This is a genomic window from Methanoculleus chikugoensis (assembly GCF_019669965.1).
Classification (GTDB): domain Archaea; phylum Halobacteriota; class Methanomicrobia; order Methanomicrobiales; family Methanoculleaceae; genus Methanoculleus; species Methanoculleus chikugoensis.
The window spans coordinates 2,343,058-2,359,173 of sequence record NZ_AP019781.1; the positions used below are offsets into that span (position 1 = coordinate 2,343,058).

Genomic DNA, 16,116 nt, shown 5'->3' on the forward strand with positions numbered 1-16,116 from the left:
GGTTCCTCCATCGCCAGCCCCCAGTTTCCCGGGTTGTGAGAGAAGGCTCCTGACTGCTGCTATCAATTCACGTTCTTCATCTTCACCTGAACTCATCCTCTGTGCCCCCAATATCAACGTACGCTTCTACCTGAGGTTCATGGATCTCAACGATGCACCGTGCCCGCTCTCCAATCCGATCCGAGACCACACACATATAGCGCCCATTGAGCAGCCGAAAGCAGACCTTTCCCTCGGAATCCGTCACATCGCTCGTCATGACGAGTTTTCCCTTCCGGATCGCGACGTGGGCTCCGGCAAGAGGCATTCGGCCGTCGCGCACGATCAGGTACAGCATTCCTATCCGCTGCCGGTTAGGGGTGCCGACGGTCGGGATGTCGAGGCGGCCGTTCTTCTTCAGGTGGCTTTTGTCGAAGATCCGGCACCTTGAGACCAGCGCGTCGACAATCGGCGCCGTCACCGTGAAGAGCTCGAACTCTTCCTCCCCGGTCAGGCGCAGGACGGCCGAGTCTCCAAAGAGTGTCCCCTTCGCATCGACAAACATGGCACCGTCCGGTTCGCCCCCGGAGAAAAAAAGGAAAAATGAGTGCCCCTTCTCTTCCGAAACCCCTATTCCGGTCATGAGAGTGCTGCTGCTGTACCGTAGCAACTCATCAAGCGCGAAGTCTCCCTCGCTCGTCGACTGTCGAAGGATCTCGCCCATAAGGTCGTTTATCTCCATGCAAATCTTCAGGTACGGTATTTTGTAGATTATATGCCGGAAAGGGGATTTTTACCCCCTATCACAATATATCACATCAGTATGCTATTATTAATACCTTGTGATAATGGAATTGAGATTCTAACAGATATCCTTGAGAAAGAAGCGTATCCGGAAGATAGAAGGAGACCGTTTGCGCTCAGCCGCCTTCGAAGGATTTTCGGCCATGGAGGAAGTTGCAACCAGAGATCCGGAACCTTCAGGCTGCCCGACCGGCGAGGAGTGGCCGTATCATGCCAAATCCAGCCGGAAAAAGCATCGAAACGGCAGCGATCCCCTGCAAAGAAAGATCGCCAGAAATAAGAGATAACAGGTGAATAAGGTACCTGCCCATGATTCTTCCGCTCGTGGTAAGTGTTCCCCTTATGATTGCAGCGGCTGCAATAGGGGTTACGCTCATATATGCGTCCATCCTGGACGCGAAGGAGCGGCGGGTGCCCCACAAGACCTGGCGTCCCGCACTCGCGATCGCGATCCCGGCGGCCGTCTGGGTGTACGGGCTGGCCGTCCTCGCGGACTGGCGGACGGCGGCGGCGTACCTCATCATGGTCGCGATCTTCTGCGGGTTTTTTTACCTCTTCCAGGCGGTAAACCTCTTCGGGGGGGCGGATGCATACGCCCTCATCATCATCACCGCTTGCATCCCGTTCTACCCGCTCGAACCGTACTTCGGCGCATCGCCTCTCGGGTTCTTTCCGTTCAGCGTGCTGACGAACGCCGTGCTCATCAATATCGCGGCACCCGTCGCAATACTCGCGAAGAACATCCTGGAGGGAAACCGGGCCCCGCTGCCCTGCCTCTTCCTCGGCTTCCCGGTCGATGGAAAGGGCATCCAGAACGAGTTCGGTTTTGTGATGGAAGAGATCGAGGAGGGGGAGGACGGCAGACTGGTCAGGCGGTTCGTCGGGTTTACGGAATCGCTCGGGCGCATCGTGCGGGGGGAGCGGCGGCTATACACAAAAGATCTCAGGCTGCACCCCGAAGACTACCAGCGGGAACTTGCCCTCTACCGGAAGGCCGGCAGGGTCTGGATATCCTACGGCATTCCATTCATCATACCTATCGCGGCGGGGTTTCTGACCGCACTGTTCATGGGAGATATTCTCTATGTAATCATGAAGGCAATCGCGGGAATGTGAATAGACATGAAGATACAGTTCAAGGACGGATTGGTGCCTGTCATCGTGCAGGAAAGACGGACTCGTGATGTCCTGATGCTCGCCTACGCGAACACGGAGGCGCTGGAACTCACCAGGACCACGGGATATGCACACTATTACAGCAGGAGCAGACGGAAACTCTGGAAGAAAGGGGAGGAGAGCGGACACGTCCAGCGGGTCTGCCGCATACTCGTCGACTGCGACGAGGATGCCGTCCTCTACGAGGTGGAGCAGACCGGTGCCGCCTGCCATACCGGCCACGCCTCGTGTTTCTACCGGACGGTCGAGGGGGAGGAGATCGCTAAAACGGTCTTCGATCCGGAGAAGGTATACGCTAATAAGGGTGAATGACCTCATTACTATGGTGATTTTTTATGAAAATTGTACCCGATACAAGCGTCGTGATAGACGGACGCATAACATCGCTGATAAAAACCGGAGAATATAAGGGCGCAACAATAATCATACCGGAAGCCGTCGTCGCCGAACTGGAGGCCCAGGCGAATCAGGGACGGGAGATAGGGTTTTCCGGTCTGACCGAACTCCAGGAGCTCTTCCGGATGTCGGAGGAGAAGATCATCGAACTCCAGTTTTCCGGAGAACGCCCGAGCCTCGACCAGGTGAAACTCTCCAGCGGAGGCGAGATCGACGCCCTGATTCGGAACGTCGCGATCGACCACGACGCCCGGTTCATCACGAGCGACCTCGTGCAGGCGGAGGTGGCGAAGGCAAAAGGGCTCGACGTCACCTACCTGCGGCCGCAGATCGGCGACTTCTCGCCGCTCTCGATCGACCAGTACCTCGACGAGGAGACGATCGCGATCACGCTGAAGGAACGGGCGCCGCCGGTGGCAAAGATCGGGAAACTCCAGGAGACCCGCCTGGTGACCCTCCGGGATGCGCCGATGACCGAGTACGAACTCAAGGCTATGGCGCAGGAACTCCTTGAGAGGGCGAAACGCGACCCGGACGGCTTCATCGAACTCGAGAAGCGGGGGATCACGGTCGTCCAGATTGGATCGCTCCGGATCTCGATTGCCCGGCGGCCGTTCTCGGACGGGATGGAGATCACCGTCGTCCGGCCGCTCGTGGATCTCTCGCTCGACGACTACGACATGGCGCCGGAGATCAAGCAGCGGATCCTCGGAAACCGCCGCGGCGTCCTGATCGCGGGCCCGCCGGGAGCAGGGAAGACCACCCTCGCCCAGAGCCTTGCGACGTTCCTCGCCGACAACAACTTCGTCGTGAAGACGATGGAGGCCCCGCGGGACCTGCAGGTACCCGACCACATCACCCAGTACACGGCGCTCGAGGGGAGCATGGCGAACACCGCCGAAGCCCTCCTGCTCGTCCGGCCCGACTACGTGATCTTCGATGAACTCCGGAAAAACGAGGACTTCTCCGTCTATGCGGATATGCGCCTCGCGGGGATGGGCATGGTCGGCGTGGTCCATGCCATGGAGGTGCACGACTGCCTCCGGCGGTTCTGTGACCGTGTTGACTACAGCATCCTGCCGCAGATCATCAACACCGTCATCTACGTCGTCCAGGGCGCGATCACGAAGATCTACGACCTCGAACTGACGGTCAAGGCACCGGAGGGCATGCCCGGCGACGTGCATATCCGCCCGGTGATCGTCGTCCGCGAGCACGCCCGGCAGGAACCCGAGATCGAGATCTTCCGCTACGAAGGGGAGACCCTGGTGATGCCGCTCGCCCGGAAGAAGAACGCCGTAGGACCGGTCGTTGCACCTGCGGAGCCTCCGGTCGTCGCGGCACCGGCACCGGTAGCGGAGCCCGAGGAGAACGTCACCTGGAAGGTTGCGGGAAAAGAGGTCCAGCGCGAGATCGGGCGGTACACGAGCGGCCCGGTCGAGGTCCGGATCATCAGCGACAACAAGGCCGTCGTCTATATCGAGGACAAGGACGTCCCGGCGGCGATCGGGAAGGGCGGCAAGAACGTCTCGGCGATCGTGAACAAACTCGGCATCGGGATCGATATCCGGCCGAGGAGCGAACTCGAGGCGCAGAAACCCATCGAAGAGGAGATGCACCTTGCCGGCGGCATCAAGATCCGTCTCGACAAGAAACAGCTGACGATTGTATCTCCCGAGAACAAGGGCAAGATTGTGGACGTCTTCGCCGGGAAGGAGTATCTCTTCACGGCAACGGTGAACGAGGAGGGGGACATCCTCCTCGCCAAGAACAGCACGATCGCCCAGGAGATGATCAAGCGCTACAACGAGGGCGAGACGATCCGGCTGCGGCCGGTATGAGGCAGGCCAAATATGAGGAACCAGAATCTGGAGGCTTAGAGTGGGCGGATTAGATATGCAGGGCAACGAACGGGAGTGCATCGCCCGGTGGGAGCACGCGTTCGAGGCCGATCCGGCAGAGAAGGAGAAATATTACCTGACCGTGGCGTACCCGTATCCAAGCGGGGCGATGCACGTCGGGCACGGACGGACCTACATCGTTCCGGACGTCCTTGCCCGGTACGAGCGGATGAGGGGGAAACAGGTCCTCTTCCCGATGGCGTTCCACGTCACCGGCACCCCGGTCATCGGGATCTCGAAGAGGATCGCGAACGGCGACACGCAGACGATAGGACTCTACCGCGACCTCTACCGGGTGCCGCAGGATATCCTTGACCGGTTCATCGACCCGATGGAGATCGTCCGGTACTTCTCGGAGGAGTACCGGCGCGTGATGCAGAAGTGCGGGCTCTCTATCGATTGGCGGCGGCGATTCATCACCGTCGACCCGCAGTACAGCAGGTTCATCGAGTGGCAGTACAAGCACCTGCACGAGGAGGAGCACGTCGTCAAAGGGGCGCACCCGGTCAAGTACTGCCCGCAGTGCGAGAACCCGGTCGGCGACCACGACCTTCTCGAGGGCGACAAGGCCGAGATCGTCAAGTTCACCCTGGTCCTCTTCCAGTGGGGCGACGCCAGGATCCCGTGCGCGACCCTCCGGCCCGAGACGATCTACGGCGTGACGAACCTCTGGGTGAACCCGGCCGTCACCTACGTCCGGGCGACGGTCGACGGCGATGAGTGGGTCTTAAGCCGCGAGGCTGCGGCGAAACTCGCCCTGCAGGACCACGAGGTCACCGTGGGAGAGGAGATCCCCGGAACGGTGCTCGTCGACCAGACGGTCTCCCACCCACTCTCCGGCGAGGTCCCCGTCCTCCCGGCGACCTTCGTCGACCCGGACATGGGGGCCGGGATCGTGATGAGCGTTCCCGCCCACGCACCCTTCGACTACATCGCGCTCCGCGACCTGCAGCAGCAGGGGAAGTACACGGGCATCCAGCCGGTCCCGCTCATATCCGTCGAGGGCTACGGCGAGATCCCGGCAAAGGACGCGGTCGAGCGGGCGGGTATCCGCGACCAGAACGATCCGGGGATGGAGGCGCTCACCCAGGAGGTCTACAGTGCGGAGTTCTCCCGCGGGAAGGTCTTTGACAACTACGGCGGAAAGCCGGTCCGCGAGGCCCGGGATGATGTGGCGGCGCTGATGATGGAACGCTACGGCTCGATCCCGATGTACGAGTTCGATAACCGGCAGGTGATCTGCCGGTGCGGTGGGCGGGTCTTTGTGAAGATCCTGCACGACCAGTGGTTCCTGGAGTACAGCGACCCGTGCTGGAAGGAGCAGGTGAAGACCCAGCTCGAGCGGATGGCGCTCGTCCCGCCCGAGGTCAGGACGGAGTTCGTCCGGACGGTCGACTGGCTGAAGGACTGGGCCTGCACCCGGCGGGTGGGGCTCGGGACGAAACTCCCCTGGGACCCGACCTGGATCATCGAACCGCTCTCCGACTCGACGATCTACATGGCCTACTACACGATCGCCCACCACTTAAAGGCCATTCCGCCGGAGGACCTGACACCGGAGGTCTTCGAGTACATCTTCTTCGGGGAAGGGAATCCCGAGACCGTCGACCGCGAGACGCTTGACCGGCTCAGGAACGAGTTCCTCTACTGGTACCCCTACGACTACCGGTTCTCGGCGAAAGATCTCATCTCGAACCACCTCACCTTCCAGCTCTTCCACCACCGGGCGATCTTCCCGCAGGAACTGCAGCCGCAGGGCATGGTGGTCTTCGGGATGGGGCTCCTGAACGGGGCGAAGATGTCCTCGAGCAAGGGCAACGTCTTCCTGCTCGAGGACGCCGTGGAGGAGTTCGGGGCCGATACGGTCAGGATGTTCCTCGTCGGGAGCGCCGAGCCCTGGCAGGACTTCGACTGGAGGAACGAACTCGTCTCGTCGACGAGGAAGCAGATCGAGCGGTTCTGGAACACGGTTACGGAGGCAAAAGAAGCGACGGGCGCCTACGATATCGACGCCTGGCTCGCGAGCAGGCTCCAGAAGCGCATCGAGAGCGCCACCATGGCGCTCGATCTCTTCCAGACCCGGCAGGCGCTGCAGGAGGCGTTCTTCGGTGTGGAGGCCGACCTGAAGTGGTACCGCCGCCGCCTGCCCGAGGGCGCAACCGGCGGGGCGGTGATGCAGGACCTCTGCCGCACCTGGGTGCGGCTGCTTGCTCCCTTCATCCCGTTCACCTGCGAGGCGCTCTGGAGCGACGTCGGCGGGAAAGGCATGGTCTCCTTCGCCCCCTGGCCCGAGGTAGACGAGAGCAGGGTCAGCCCGGCGATCGAGCTCGCCGAGGAACTCCTCGCCCGGACGGTCGAGGACATCGAGTCGATCAGAAGACTCATCCCGATGGAGCCGACGTCGATCAGCCTCTTCGTCGCCCCCGCCTGGAAGCACGAGGCCTTCCGGATCATCGCGGCATCGGCCGATAAGACGAGGGTGATGCGGGAGATCATGCAGAACGAGGAGATGCGCAGGCGCGGCCGCGAGGCGACCGATGCCGCGAAGCAGATCACGAAACTTGTCCTGAAGCTGCCGCCCGAACTCGTGAAGCAGCTCACAGCGTCGCCGCTCGACGAGCAGGCGGTCCTCGAGGGCGCACGGGCGTTCCTGGAGCACGAGTTCGGCGTGCCGGTGAAGGTCCTCGACGCCGAGGCGAGCTCGCACCCGAAAGCCTCGGGGGCGCTGCCGTTCAAGCCGGCGATTGTGATCGAATAGGACGCTCACTCTTTTTTACGCTTTTTCGAGCATGGTTCTTTAAGCGTCCATCCCCCACGCCCCTCGTATCTCCATGGAGATTCGGCGGTGGAGCCGGGGCAGAGGGTCTTGTATACAATAAGGATGAAGGCCACTGTCCGTCACATGCCTCTTGAACAACCAAAACGAGGGAAAAGCCCGTTACGGTGGACCGTTGGGGTATCGCCATTGGGGGTGGGGCCGACGGGGAGGGGGGCAACCCCCCCCCCCTGTCTCCGACACCCATCTCAGGTGCTTCGGATCTGATTGAGAGACCGCTCCCTTCGCCCCCCACCCCTCCCGGCCTCCGGCCTCCTCCCCCGCACCTGACGGTGCTTTAACTCCTGCCGTTCCGGCAGTCGTTCCCCGCCCACGAGGGGCGGGGGCAGTGCATGGCGATAGCCAATGGAAAGCCGTGCATGGGTTTGTGTATCCCGCCAGAGAACTGAAGCGGGAGATGACCTGCGTACAAGTGACAAGCAACGACATCAGAACGGCAGGAGCACTCTACCTCACTGCACCGAAAATCAGAATGAAGAACGCGGATTTACAGCCCGCAAAAGAGAAGCGATACCGGGTCGAAGAAAAATCCGGTTACTCTTTCCCCTTTACGGCCTGCTGGGCCTTCTTCGCCCGCTCTTTCGCCGTATACCCGGTCACCTGCTGGAGGTAATTGCGGAACCGGCGGTTGGTGTCGATGATCGTCTCGTCGTCGACGATCTTGTCCGCCTCAGTATCGACGACGAGTGTTTTGCCTCCTGTACCCACCCAGACCTCAAGACGCAGGAGTGCTCCGTAGGAGATGCTATAGTGGCCGTCCTCCGCCGCACGGGGTTCGGTCCCGAACTGGTCGCGGAGTCCCTGGATCATTGATTCTGCAAGTTGTTTCGTGTATCCGCGCTTGATCTGGTATTCCTGCATAATATTTTTAAGGGACATTCAGCTATGTTAAACTAATCCAGGAGTGAGTGATTGATCCCATGGACGATATAAAGGTTATATCCAGAGCGCTCGAGGGCGCCGAAAAGACGGTCCTGATCGGCTTTCCCGGGAGCGGGCTCGTCGGGAGTATCGCCCTGCAATACCTCGTCGAGCAGATGGAATTCGAGCAGATCGGGGCGATCACGAGCAAATACTTTCCCCCGGTCGCCCTTATGACGAAGGGCGTGATCAACGCCCCCGTACGCCTCTACGAGAAGGATCACCTCGTCGCGGTCATCTCCGACGTCCCCATCCACCCGGCGATCTGCTACGAGGTGGCGAACGGCATCATGGACTGGCTCGCACAGTTCGACATCAAAGAGGTCGTCACGATCGCCGGGATCATCACGAACGAACCGGAGAAGAGGGTCTTCGGGGTCGCGACCAGCAGCGGAGCGCTGCAGCGCGTCGAAGAGAAGACGATCATCCTTCCGATGGGGAGCATATCCGGCGTCGCGGCAAGCCTCCTCACGGAGTGCAAGACGCGGGGCATCCCGGGGATAGGGCTCCTCGGCGAGACGGTGAACACCCCCGATCCGCGGTCGTCCGCGGCCACGATCGAGGTTCTGAACCAGATCTACGGCCTCAACCTGGACATCCAGCCGCTGCTCGAACAGGCGGTGGAGATCGAGGCTGCAATGTCCCAGATAGCCGAGCAGGTGCAGAAGACCGAGGCCGCGCCCCGGAGAGAACAGCTGCCGATGTACGGGTGAGGAACCATGAAGTACGCAGCGTTAACCGGAATCTCGCCGTCGGTCATTGCCGAACTCAAGAGCGGCAAGGCCCGCACCCTCGAGCTGAACAGCGCCCACAACATCATCACGCTGACCGAGACCGCCCCCGGCGAGTGCATCTTCATGACGTCGATCAACGAGGAAGACCTCTCACCCGGCGATCCGGGGATCATGGTCGATCTCCTCGCCCTCAGCATCGGCATGAGACGGATCGAGGTCACCAACCCGTTCTTCTACGAGGAGAGGGAGCGAATGTCCGCCCGGATCAAGGTCCAGTTCCGGGGGGTGACCATCGCACGCGACGTGGAGGGGCGGAAGTGGGGAGACCCGACCAAGGTCGAGATCATCCGGTCGGCATGTTACCGGGCCGGATAATACCCCCTTTTTTACCCATCTCCCGACCCTCAAAGGGTTAATATCCCCATGCGACCAAAATGTATGGGAATACCACAGGGGTCTGTGGCTTAGCCAGGACATAGCGCCGGGCTTCTAACCCGGATGCCGGGGGTTCGAATCCCCCCAGGCCCGTCTGTTTTTGAAGTTCAGTCACGAGTAACGGGTATGTCCATCCCCATCGTTCGTTCTCGGGCATAGAGAGCCAGGGGGACTTCGGCACCTCCTCCGGGTCAGGGATGAGAGATGTTCGGCATGGCACCCGGTGTACCATGAAATATAACCGCGAGTTATTAACTAACCATTAGTTATATTACGACCGACAGGCATACTCCTCGGGCGAGACTCACCCCGGGAACCATACCTCCTGAGGGGCGAGGAGCGCGATCGGGTCCTGAAGATAGGCCCCTTAAGAAAAATTAAGGAAAGAAGCGTTGAGTGGAGAGTTCATACAACGATGGAGTGCATGAAATGAAGATAGAGTCCGTGAAACTGGTTTATTTTTCACCTACCAGAACAACGAAAGCGGTTGTCGAGGGCATTGCACGCGGATTGAATCCCGCCAGCGTGGAGATGCTCGACATCACCCGGCCGGATGCGAGAGTACAGCCGCTCCGAACTTCGGAGAACGAGCTCCTCGTCATCGGTGTGCCGGTGTACATGGGAAGGGTGCCGGCGCTCCTGACCGAATGGCTGCACGCGATCTCCGCCCGGAATACGCCTGCGGTATGTGTCGTCGTCTACGGCAACCGGGTGTATGAAGATGCGCTCATCGAGCTGAAGGATATCCTGAGCGGGTGCGGATGCAGACCGATCGCCGGTGCAGCCTACATCGGGGAGCACTCGTTCTCCACCGACGAGACCCCGACGGCGAAAGATCGTCCGGATGCAGGCGATCTGCACCACGCAGAGTCGTTCGGGCGAATGATACAGGAGAAACTCGCCGCCATCCCCTCCGCCGATCGGATCGCCGATCTCGACATACCCGGCTGCCGTCCTTACCGGGGGGATTCGCGACTGTGGACGGTCGATTTTATCGCGGTCAGCGATGCGTGTATCCAGTGCGGGATCTGTGCGGCCGGATGCCCCGTCGGTGCCATCGATCCGGAGGATAGTGCCCTGATCGACACGGCAGCGTGCATCACCTGCTGTGCGTGCACCAAAAACTGCCCGCAACATGCCAGATCGATGAAACCCGGGCCGGTCAAAGACGCATCGATGCGCCTTCATACGCTGTATAGCGAGCGAAAGGAGCCAGAATACTTCCTGTAACGGGTAGACTCATGCCGGCAATCGGGAGATATTTCAGGGATACAGACTGAGGATATATGTATGGAGCACCGTTCGTTCTACGCAGTCCGCCCCCTCCTCCCCGTCTACCCGGAGCCGGAGGAGACACCGCCTGCACGGAAGCGCTGGATCCTGGTCAGGGAGAGTTCCGTGCTCTTCGCGAGCAAACCGGCACCCGGCACCGTCCTCATGCCGGACCCGCTCCCCGCCGGTCTCGCGTGCGGTGCGCCGGCGTACCTCGGCACCTGTGACGACGTCGTCTACTACGCTGCCGAGGTCGCTGCCGGTGCCGCGCCGCCGGCCGGCTGGCAGCCGTCGCCGGTCAGGGAACTCTTCGGAAAGGTTCCGGAAGACGACATGGCCGTTGCCTCCTATGCCGTGCGGATCCTCGACTTCGAGCGGTCGACCGCCTTCTGCGGCAGGTGCGGTGCAACAACCCGCCCGCTCACGACCGAGCGGGCACGGGTCTGCACGGCCTGCAACCGCATCATCTACCCCCGGATCTCCCCCGCCGTCATCGTGCTGATCAAGAAGGGGGAGGAGGTTCTGCTCGCCCGTTCCCCCCGCTTCCCGCAGGGAATCTTCTCGGTCATCGCCGGCTTCAACGAGCCCGGTGAGAACCTCGAACAGACCGTCCACCGCGAGGTCGGTGAAGAGGTCGGCATTGCGGTGCGAAACCTCCGGTACTTCGGGAGCGAGCCCTGGCCGTTTCCCGACTCGCTCATGATCGGCTTCGTCGCGGAGCATGCCGGAGGGGAGATCCGGGTCGACAACCAGGAGATCGAAGCCGCCGGCTGGTTTACCCGCGACACCCTGCCCGCTGTCCCAACAGGAGCGAGCATCTCGCGGGCGCTGATCGAGGCCTGGATCCGGCGGGAGATTTAACGAAAGGGGCCGGCGGATCTCGTCGAGAGGGGAGAAGAGATCGGGACTGGATATGCATGGAGAAAAAGAGACTGGGTGATGGATGATGACGAAGGTGATTGCGATCAACGGCAGCCCCCGGAGAAAGGGGAATACCTCCATTCTGATGGGGCACATCCTGGAAGAGCTCGAAGACGCCGGTATCGCCACCGAAGAGGTGAGCCTGAGCGGAGGCGTGGCACGGGGGTGTACCGCCTGCATGAGATGCCGGGAGAGCCGGGACGGGCATTGCGTCTTTGACGATGATATCGTCAACACCTGCATCGATAAAATGGCCGATGCGGACGGGATCATTCTTGGTTCGCCGGTGTACTTTCTGGACGTCACGGCCGAGATGAAAGGATTGATCGACCGGGCGGGGCTTGTCGCAATGGTCAATAACGACCTCTTCCAGCGCAAGGTCGGCGTTGCAGTGACCGTCATGCGCCGGGCCGGAGCCACCGCCGCCCTGAACACGATGATCAACTTCATGGTGTATTCCGGCATGGTCGTCCCGGGAAAGCCCGTTATCGGCATCGGGAGAGAGATCGGTGCGATCCTGGGGGATGAAGAGGGAATCAGGCGTGCCCATGATGCCGGGAAGAACATGGTGTGGCTGCTTGAGGCGCTCTCGACCGCGCGTGCATCGTGAGAGGGAAGACCGGACAGCAACGGGAGATTAGATATGGGAATAGCCGAGAGAAGACAACGAGAGAAGAAACAGCGAAAGACCGAGATCGCCGACGCAGCCGAGCGTCTCTTCTTCTCCCGGGGTTATGAAGACGTCTCGATGGACGACATCGCCCGGGAGGTCGAACTGAACAAGGCCACCATCTATCTCTATTTTAAGAATAAGGAGGCGCTCTTTGCCACCATCGTTCTGCGTGGCATTGAGATCCTCAAGGAGAAGTACCTGGAGTGCATGGAAAAAGATGTTCCCGGGATCGTCAAGGTGACCCTGATGGGGCGGGCTTACTACCGGTTCTCGCAGGAGTACCCGGAATACCTCCGACTGATCCACTTCTACGGCTCCGAACGGTTTTCCCGGGAGAACCCGTACACCGCAGAGATTGGAAAGGGATACGGCACCTGCCGCAGGATGCTTGCGGACGCGGTCCGGGAGGGGATCGACGACGGCACCATCCGGGGCGATCTCGATCCCTTCCTGACCTCGATGTACCTTATGACATCCTTCATGGGCATCCTCTCCATGGAACACAGATGGAAGCTGGCGATCGAGGCAGAGGGGTTCAGTTACGACCGGTTCGCCGACGAGTTCTTCCGGTTCATCATGCCGGCGATCTCTTCCGGCGGGGGATCTCAGGATATCGACGATCTCGCGAAACCTGAAGAGAGGAAGAGATCGTAGCGCTGGGAAGATAACGCGTCCCCGCCGTCGGGTTTCAAGAAATTTCCCGGCGCACCCCCCCGCCCCAGTAATTCACTCGTTTCGGCGCCCGACACCGAGCAATGCGGCCTCGTACAATACGGCAACGAGGAGTTGGCAGCACTCGAAGACCGGACTTCGCACCTTGCGGTGCTCGAGCTCTGTTCCTGACGGAACATCGCACTTCGCACCTGATGGTGCTCACGCTCCTGCCTTTCGGCCAGTCGCACTTCGCGGCTTCGCGATCTTCGCGTGAGACCGTATTGGTATCTTCGCTCATCAACTCACGCGAAGGCGCGAAGAACGCGAAGGACGATGGATGGAACATCCGGAGTTTGAGCAACCGTTAGGTTGCGAAGGGAAGTCGATGGTTTGACCCCTTGAAAACTATCTCAGCCATTTTAGCGAAGTACTGTGCCCCGAACCGCGGGGTTGATGACGACATCTGGCCAATTACATCCCATGCAGCACGAAACGGTCAGACTGACCGGAAAAGACGCCGACGGGTACGTCATACCCCTCGGCCCGGTGAACCTCGTGGCGGTGGTGACGGATGCGGGGATGGTCGGTTGCGGTGCGTTCGACGTCGACGCGCTTGAAAGGTTCGGCTACCCCGCGGCGCGTGTCAAACCCGCAGGAGGCGCATCCTCGATCGAGACCGTCGAGGATCTCCTCCGCGGCGAGATCAAGGGGGCGAACAGGCATGCAGAGGAGCGCGGCGTCGCCGTCGGCATGACCGGGCGCGAGGCGCTCGACCGGCTTTAGAACGCCCGGTCAGTCTCCCCGCTTTTTTTTCAATACATCTTTCTGCTTTCCGCCCATCCTCTCCCCGCTCCGCTCAACCCATAGTATCAAATACAGGATGCGCAACAAAGGCTGCTCATGAGACGGGGGCCTATCTCCACCGGGACGGCGACGATCTTCGCCGTCGTCATCGCCGCAGTGATGATGACCGCCGTAGCCGCTGTTCTTCTCCCGCCCGGCGAGACGGCGGGGATCACGGTCCCGGGGCGCTCCTCCGCCTCCCCGGTGGAGGCCGTCGCCGGTTATAACGGGACATCGGTGATATGGATTGCTGCGGACGCCGTCAACCTCACGGAGTGCCGGGTCTACCTCACCGACCCGGAAGGAGTGCTCCATAACGTGGATGCCGCAGTCCTCAGAAACACAACCCCCGCTGACGGCCGGGCCGCATACATCTTCTACCTCCCCGTCGACGGCCGCTCCGGCTACTGGATCACCGACGAGCCCGACCTCGTCTTTACGACGGCCCACCACCCCGGCGTCCGGCCGTTCTCACCCGGCGGCGACTGGCGGGTCGTCGTCTACGATCGGTTGCTCAGGAAAAACAGGGTTGACCGGGTCGTCCCGATCAGCGGACCTTCGTCCCCGGCCTGACCGGGCGGAGAGGAACCAGGAGGGAGGCCTCGTCGCCGGCGGCGAGGATCATCCCCCGGCTCTCGACGCCGAAGATCTTCGCCGGGGCGAGGTTCGCGATCAGCGCGACGTCCTTGCCCACCAGTTCGTCGGGGGCGTAGAACTGTGCGATCCCGCTGACCACCTGCCGCTTCTCGCTGCCGAGGTCGACGACGAGTTTGTAGAGCTTCTTCGAGCCCTTGATCGGCTCGGCCGAGACGACCTTCGCGATCCGGATGTCAAGGGTTGCGAACTCATCGATCGAGACGGTCGGCATCTTCGGTGCAGCCGCCTCCTTCGCCCTCTCCACCCGCAGATTAAGGGTCGCCTCAAGGGCGGCGACCTGATCCTTCTCGACCTTCGTAAAGAGCGTGGTGGGTTTTTCAAGCGCCCGTGCCCTCACCGGCTCCGTGGCCTCGGCAATCGGGTGATCCGCAATATCGTCTTCGTAGCCGAGCATCGTCCAGGCCCGCTGCATCGACTCGGGCATGAGCGGCTCGAAGACGAGGGCGAGCGCTTTCACGATCTGGAGACAGTCGGCGATCACCTGCTGTGCCGCCGCCCGGTCCTCCTTGATCAGTTTCCAGGGGGCGTTGTTCTGGATGTAGCCGTTCCCGTACGACGCGAGCGCCATCATCGCATCGACGGCGTTCTTGAAGTCGTAGTCCCGCATCAGACCGTCGACAGCGGCGAGCGACCGCTCGATCTCCTCGACGACCTCCGGCCGCGGAGCGAGATCGGGCACGCCGGCAAACTCCTTCTCGGCGAAGTACATCGTCCGGTAGATGAAGTTCCCGAGCGTCCCGACGATCTCGTTGTTCACCCGCTCGGCGTAGACCTTCCAGGAGAAGTCGAGCTCCTTCGTGTGGTTTGTGTAGGAGAGGAGGTAGTAGCGGAGGTAGTCCGCCGGAAGGCCCTGGTCGAGGTAGTCGTCGTTCGTCCAGACGACGTAGCCGCGGGACTTCGAGAACTTCCGCCCCTCGATCGTGACCATGCCGCTCGCGACCACCGCGTGCGGGAGGCCGTAGCCCGCCCCTTTGAGGAGCGCCGGCCAGAAGATGCAGTGGTGGTAGATGATGTCCCCGCCGATGAAGTGCGCAACACGGGTCTCGTCGCCGCACCAGTAGTCCTTCCAGTCGGCACCGGCAGCCTCTGCCCACTCCTTCGTGAACGATATGTAGCCGATCGGCGCGTCGACCCAGACGTAGACGACGAGGTCGTCACGGCCCGGGAACTTGACGCCCCAGTCGAGCGTCCGGGTGATGCACCAGTCGTGCAGGAGTTCCTTCACCCACCCGAGCGCGTAGTTCCGGGCGGTGGACGTGCCTTTGAGGTTCGGGAGATACTCGAGGAGGAACTCCCGGAACGCCGAGAGCCTGAAGAAGTAATGCTCCTGCTCGCGGTACTCCGCCTTCCCGCCGCAGACCTTGCAGACCGCGTCCTTGATCTCGCCGGGCTCCAGGTGCTGCCCGCACCCCTGGTCGCACTCGTCGCCCCGGGCGACCGCTCCGCAATGCGGGCAGATCCCCTCCACGTAGCGGTCGGGGAGGAAGCGCTCGCACTCCGGGCAGTAACTCTGGCTGACGGTCTCTGCGTAGACGTAGCCGTTTTCGATGAGCCGTTCGACGATCGAGCGGGTGGTCTCCTGGTTCGTGGCATCGTCGGTCATCCCGAACCGGTCGAAGACGACCTCCATCCGGCGGAACGTCTCGTAGAAGTGCTCGTGATACCGCTCCGAGAGGGCGCGGGGGGTCGAGCCCTCCTGCTCGGCGCTGATCACGATCGGCGTTCCGTGGTTGTCGGAACCGCATATAAAGACGACCTCCTCCCCGGACCGGCGCATATACCGGACGTAAAAATCCGCCGGCACGTAGGTCCGCAGGTGCCCGATATGGCAGGGACCGTTCGTGTACGGGAGCCCGCACGTTACCAGCAACGGCTTACCACTCATCCTTATCTACTCTGGTTGCGATGCTAATA

15 protein-coding genes and 1 tRNA gene are annotated in these 16,116 nt (G+C 61.3%); 13 read left to right on the top strand and 3 right to left on the bottom strand.

Going from position 1 to position 16,116, the window contains the following annotated elements:
• Window positions 1-82: 82 nt before the first annotated feature.
• Window positions 83-721: a hypothetical protein gene (locus MchiMG62_RS11800; protein ID WP_221057127.1), complete on the bottom strand. Its 639-nt coding sequence runs from the start codon at window positions 719-721 to the stop codon at window positions 83-85.
• Window positions 722-1,092: 371 nt separating this feature from the next.
• Here MchiMG62_RS11800 and MchiMG62_RS11805 point away from each other — a divergent pair, with 371 nt between their 5' ends.
• Genes MchiMG62_RS11805 through leuS form a run of 4 tightly spaced genes read left to right on the top strand, consistent with a single transcriptional unit; the run spans window position 1,093 to window position 7,014 of the window.
• The gene (locus MchiMG62_RS11805; RefSeq protein WP_221057128.1) at window positions 1,093-1,899 is read left to right on the top strand and encodes an A24 family peptidase C-terminal domain-containing protein; all 807 of its coding nucleotides are present in this window, start codon (window positions 1,093-1,095) and stop codon (window positions 1,897-1,899) included.
• A gap of 6 nt (window positions 1,900-1,905) precedes the next feature.
• Window positions 1,906-2,271, top strand: coding sequence for a phosphoribosyl-AMP cyclohydrolase (hisI, locus tag MchiMG62_RS11810; protein WP_221057129.1), 366 nt, complete (start codon window positions 1,906-1,908; stop codon window positions 2,269-2,271).
• Window positions 2,272-2,294: 23 nt separating this feature from the next.
• Window positions 2,295-4,196 carry a PINc/VapC family ATPase gene (locus MchiMG62_RS11815; RefSeq protein ID WP_221057130.1) on the top strand — a complete coding sequence of 634 codons (1,902 nt, stop codon included), beginning with the start codon at window positions 2,295-2,297 and terminating at the stop codon, window positions 4,194-4,196.
• A 55-nt stretch (window positions 4,197-4,251) separates the two neighbouring features.
• Window positions 4,252-7,014, top strand: coding sequence for a leucine--tRNA ligase (gene leuS / locus MchiMG62_RS11820; RefSeq protein ID WP_221058776.1), 2,763 nt, complete (start codon window positions 4,252-4,254; stop codon window positions 7,012-7,014).
• Window positions 7,015-7,626: 612 nt separating this feature from the next.
• Here the strand turns inward: leuS and MchiMG62_RS11825 are convergent.
• The gene (locus MchiMG62_RS11825) at window positions 7,627-7,953 is read right to left on the bottom strand and encodes a DUF5611 family protein (RefSeq protein ID WP_244987708.1); all 327 of its coding nucleotides are present in this window, start codon (window positions 7,951-7,953) and stop codon (window positions 7,627-7,629) included.
• Window positions 7,954-8,012: 59 nt separating this feature from the next.
• Between MchiMG62_RS11825 and MchiMG62_RS11830 the strand changes: the two genes are divergently transcribed.
• The 9 genes from MchiMG62_RS11830 to MchiMG62_RS11870 all read left to right on the top strand — a co-directional run bounded on the left by MchiMG62_RS11830 (window position 8,013) and on the right by MchiMG62_RS11870 (window position 14,118).
• Window positions 8,013-8,726, top strand: a complete 714-nt coding sequence (locus MchiMG62_RS11830) for a proteasome assembly chaperone family protein (protein WP_221057132.1) — start codon at window positions 8,013-8,015, stop codon at window positions 8,724-8,726.
• Between the two features lie 6 nt (window positions 8,727-8,732).
• Window positions 8,733-9,122, top strand: a complete 390-nt coding sequence (locus MchiMG62_RS11835) for a DUF473 domain-containing protein (RefSeq protein ID WP_221057133.1) — start codon at window positions 8,733-8,735, stop codon at window positions 9,120-9,122.
• Between the two features lie 78 nt (window positions 9,123-9,200).
• Window positions 9,201-9,275: transfer RNA gene (locus MchiMG62_RS11840), tRNA-Arg, on the top strand.
• 336 nt (window positions 9,276-9,611) lie between these two features.
• Window positions 9,612-10,412, top strand: a complete 801-nt coding sequence (locus MchiMG62_RS11845) for an EFR1 family ferrodoxin (protein WP_221057134.1) — start codon at window positions 9,612-9,614, stop codon at window positions 10,410-10,412.
• A 60-nt stretch (window positions 10,413-10,472) separates the two neighbouring features.
• Window positions 10,473-11,315, top strand: coding sequence for an NAD(+) diphosphatase (gene nudC, locus MchiMG62_RS11850; RefSeq protein WP_221057135.1), 843 nt, complete (start codon window positions 10,473-10,475; stop codon window positions 11,313-11,315).
• A gap of 82 nt (window positions 11,316-11,397) precedes the next feature.
• The gene (locus tag MchiMG62_RS11855; RefSeq protein ID WP_244987709.1) at window positions 11,398-11,985 is read left to right on the top strand and encodes a flavodoxin family protein; all 588 of its coding nucleotides are present in this window, start codon (window positions 11,398-11,400) and stop codon (window positions 11,983-11,985) included.
• A gap of 33 nt (window positions 11,986-12,018) precedes the next feature.
• Window positions 12,019-12,702 carry a TetR/AcrR family transcriptional regulator gene (locus MchiMG62_RS11860; protein WP_221057136.1) on the top strand — a complete coding sequence of 228 codons (684 nt, stop codon included), beginning with the start codon at window positions 12,019-12,021 and terminating at the stop codon, window positions 12,700-12,702.
• A 480-nt stretch (window positions 12,703-13,182) separates the two neighbouring features.
• On the top strand, window positions 13,183-13,485 hold the full coding sequence (locus tag MchiMG62_RS11865) for a YunC family protein (RefSeq protein WP_221057137.1): 303 nt from the start codon (window positions 13,183-13,185) through the stop codon (window positions 13,483-13,485).
• 117 nt (window positions 13,486-13,602) lie between these two features.
• Window positions 13,603-14,118 (top strand): hypothetical protein, encoded by a 516-nt coding sequence (locus tag MchiMG62_RS11870; RefSeq protein ID WP_221057138.1) that lies wholly within the window; start codon window positions 13,603-13,605, stop codon window positions 14,116-14,118.
• On the opposite strand, the gene metG is transcribed toward MchiMG62_RS11870, so the two are convergent.
• The gene (gene metG, locus MchiMG62_RS11875; RefSeq protein ID WP_221057139.1) at window positions 14,093-16,087 is read right to left on the bottom strand and encodes a methionine--tRNA ligase; all 1,995 of its coding nucleotides are present in this window, start codon (window positions 16,085-16,087) and stop codon (window positions 14,093-14,095) included. The genes MchiMG62_RS11870 and metG overlap by 26 nt on opposite strands.
• Window positions 16,088-16,116: the final 29 nt, after the last annotated feature.

Coding starts and splice junctions, on each gene's coding strand:
- MchiMG62_RS11800 (WP_221057127.1), bottom strand. CDS start 721: ATGGAGATAAACGACCTTATGGGCGAGATCCTTCGACAGTCGACGAGC.
- MchiMG62_RS11805 (WP_221057128.1), top strand. CDS start 1,093: ATGATTCTTCCGCTCGTGGTAAGTGTTCCCCTTATGATTGCAGCGGCT.
- hisI (WP_221057129.1), top strand. CDS start 1,906: ATGAAGATACAGTTCAAGGACGGATTGGTGCCTGTCATCGTGCAGGAA.
- MchiMG62_RS11815 (WP_221057130.1), top strand. CDS start 2,295: ATGAAAATTGTACCCGATACAAGCGTCGTGATAGACGGACGCATAACA.
- leuS (WP_221058776.1), top strand. CDS start 4,252: ATGCAGGGCAACGAACGGGAGTGCATCGCCCGGTGGGAGCACGCGTTC.
- MchiMG62_RS11825 (WP_244987708.1), bottom strand. CDS start 7,953: ATGCAGGAATACCAGATCAAGCGCGGATACACGAAACAACTTGCAGAA.
- MchiMG62_RS11830 (WP_221057132.1), top strand. CDS start 8,013: ATGGACGATATAAAGGTTATATCCAGAGCGCTCGAGGGCGCCGAAAAG.
- MchiMG62_RS11835 (WP_221057133.1), top strand. CDS start 8,733: ATGAAGTACGCAGCGTTAACCGGAATCTCGCCGTCGGTCATTGCCGAA.
- MchiMG62_RS11845 (WP_221057134.1), top strand. CDS start 9,612: ATGAAGATAGAGTCCGTGAAACTGGTTTATTTTTCACCTACCAGAACA.
- nudC (WP_221057135.1), top strand. CDS start 10,473: ATGGAGCACCGTTCGTTCTACGCAGTCCGCCCCCTCCTCCCCGTCTAC.
- MchiMG62_RS11855 (WP_244987709.1), top strand. CDS start 11,398: ATGATGACGAAGGTGATTGCGATCAACGGCAGCCCCCGGAGAAAGGGG.
- MchiMG62_RS11860 (WP_221057136.1), top strand. CDS start 12,019: ATGGGAATAGCCGAGAGAAGACAACGAGAGAAGAAACAGCGAAAGACC.
- MchiMG62_RS11865 (WP_221057137.1), top strand. CDS start 13,183: ATGCAGCACGAAACGGTCAGACTGACCGGAAAAGACGCCGACGGGTAC.
- MchiMG62_RS11870 (WP_221057138.1), top strand. CDS start 13,603: ATGAGACGGGGGCCTATCTCCACCGGGACGGCGACGATCTTCGCCGTC.
- metG (WP_221057139.1), bottom strand. CDS start 16,087: ATGAGTGGTAAGCCGTTGCTGGTAACGTGCGGGCTCCCGTACACGAAC.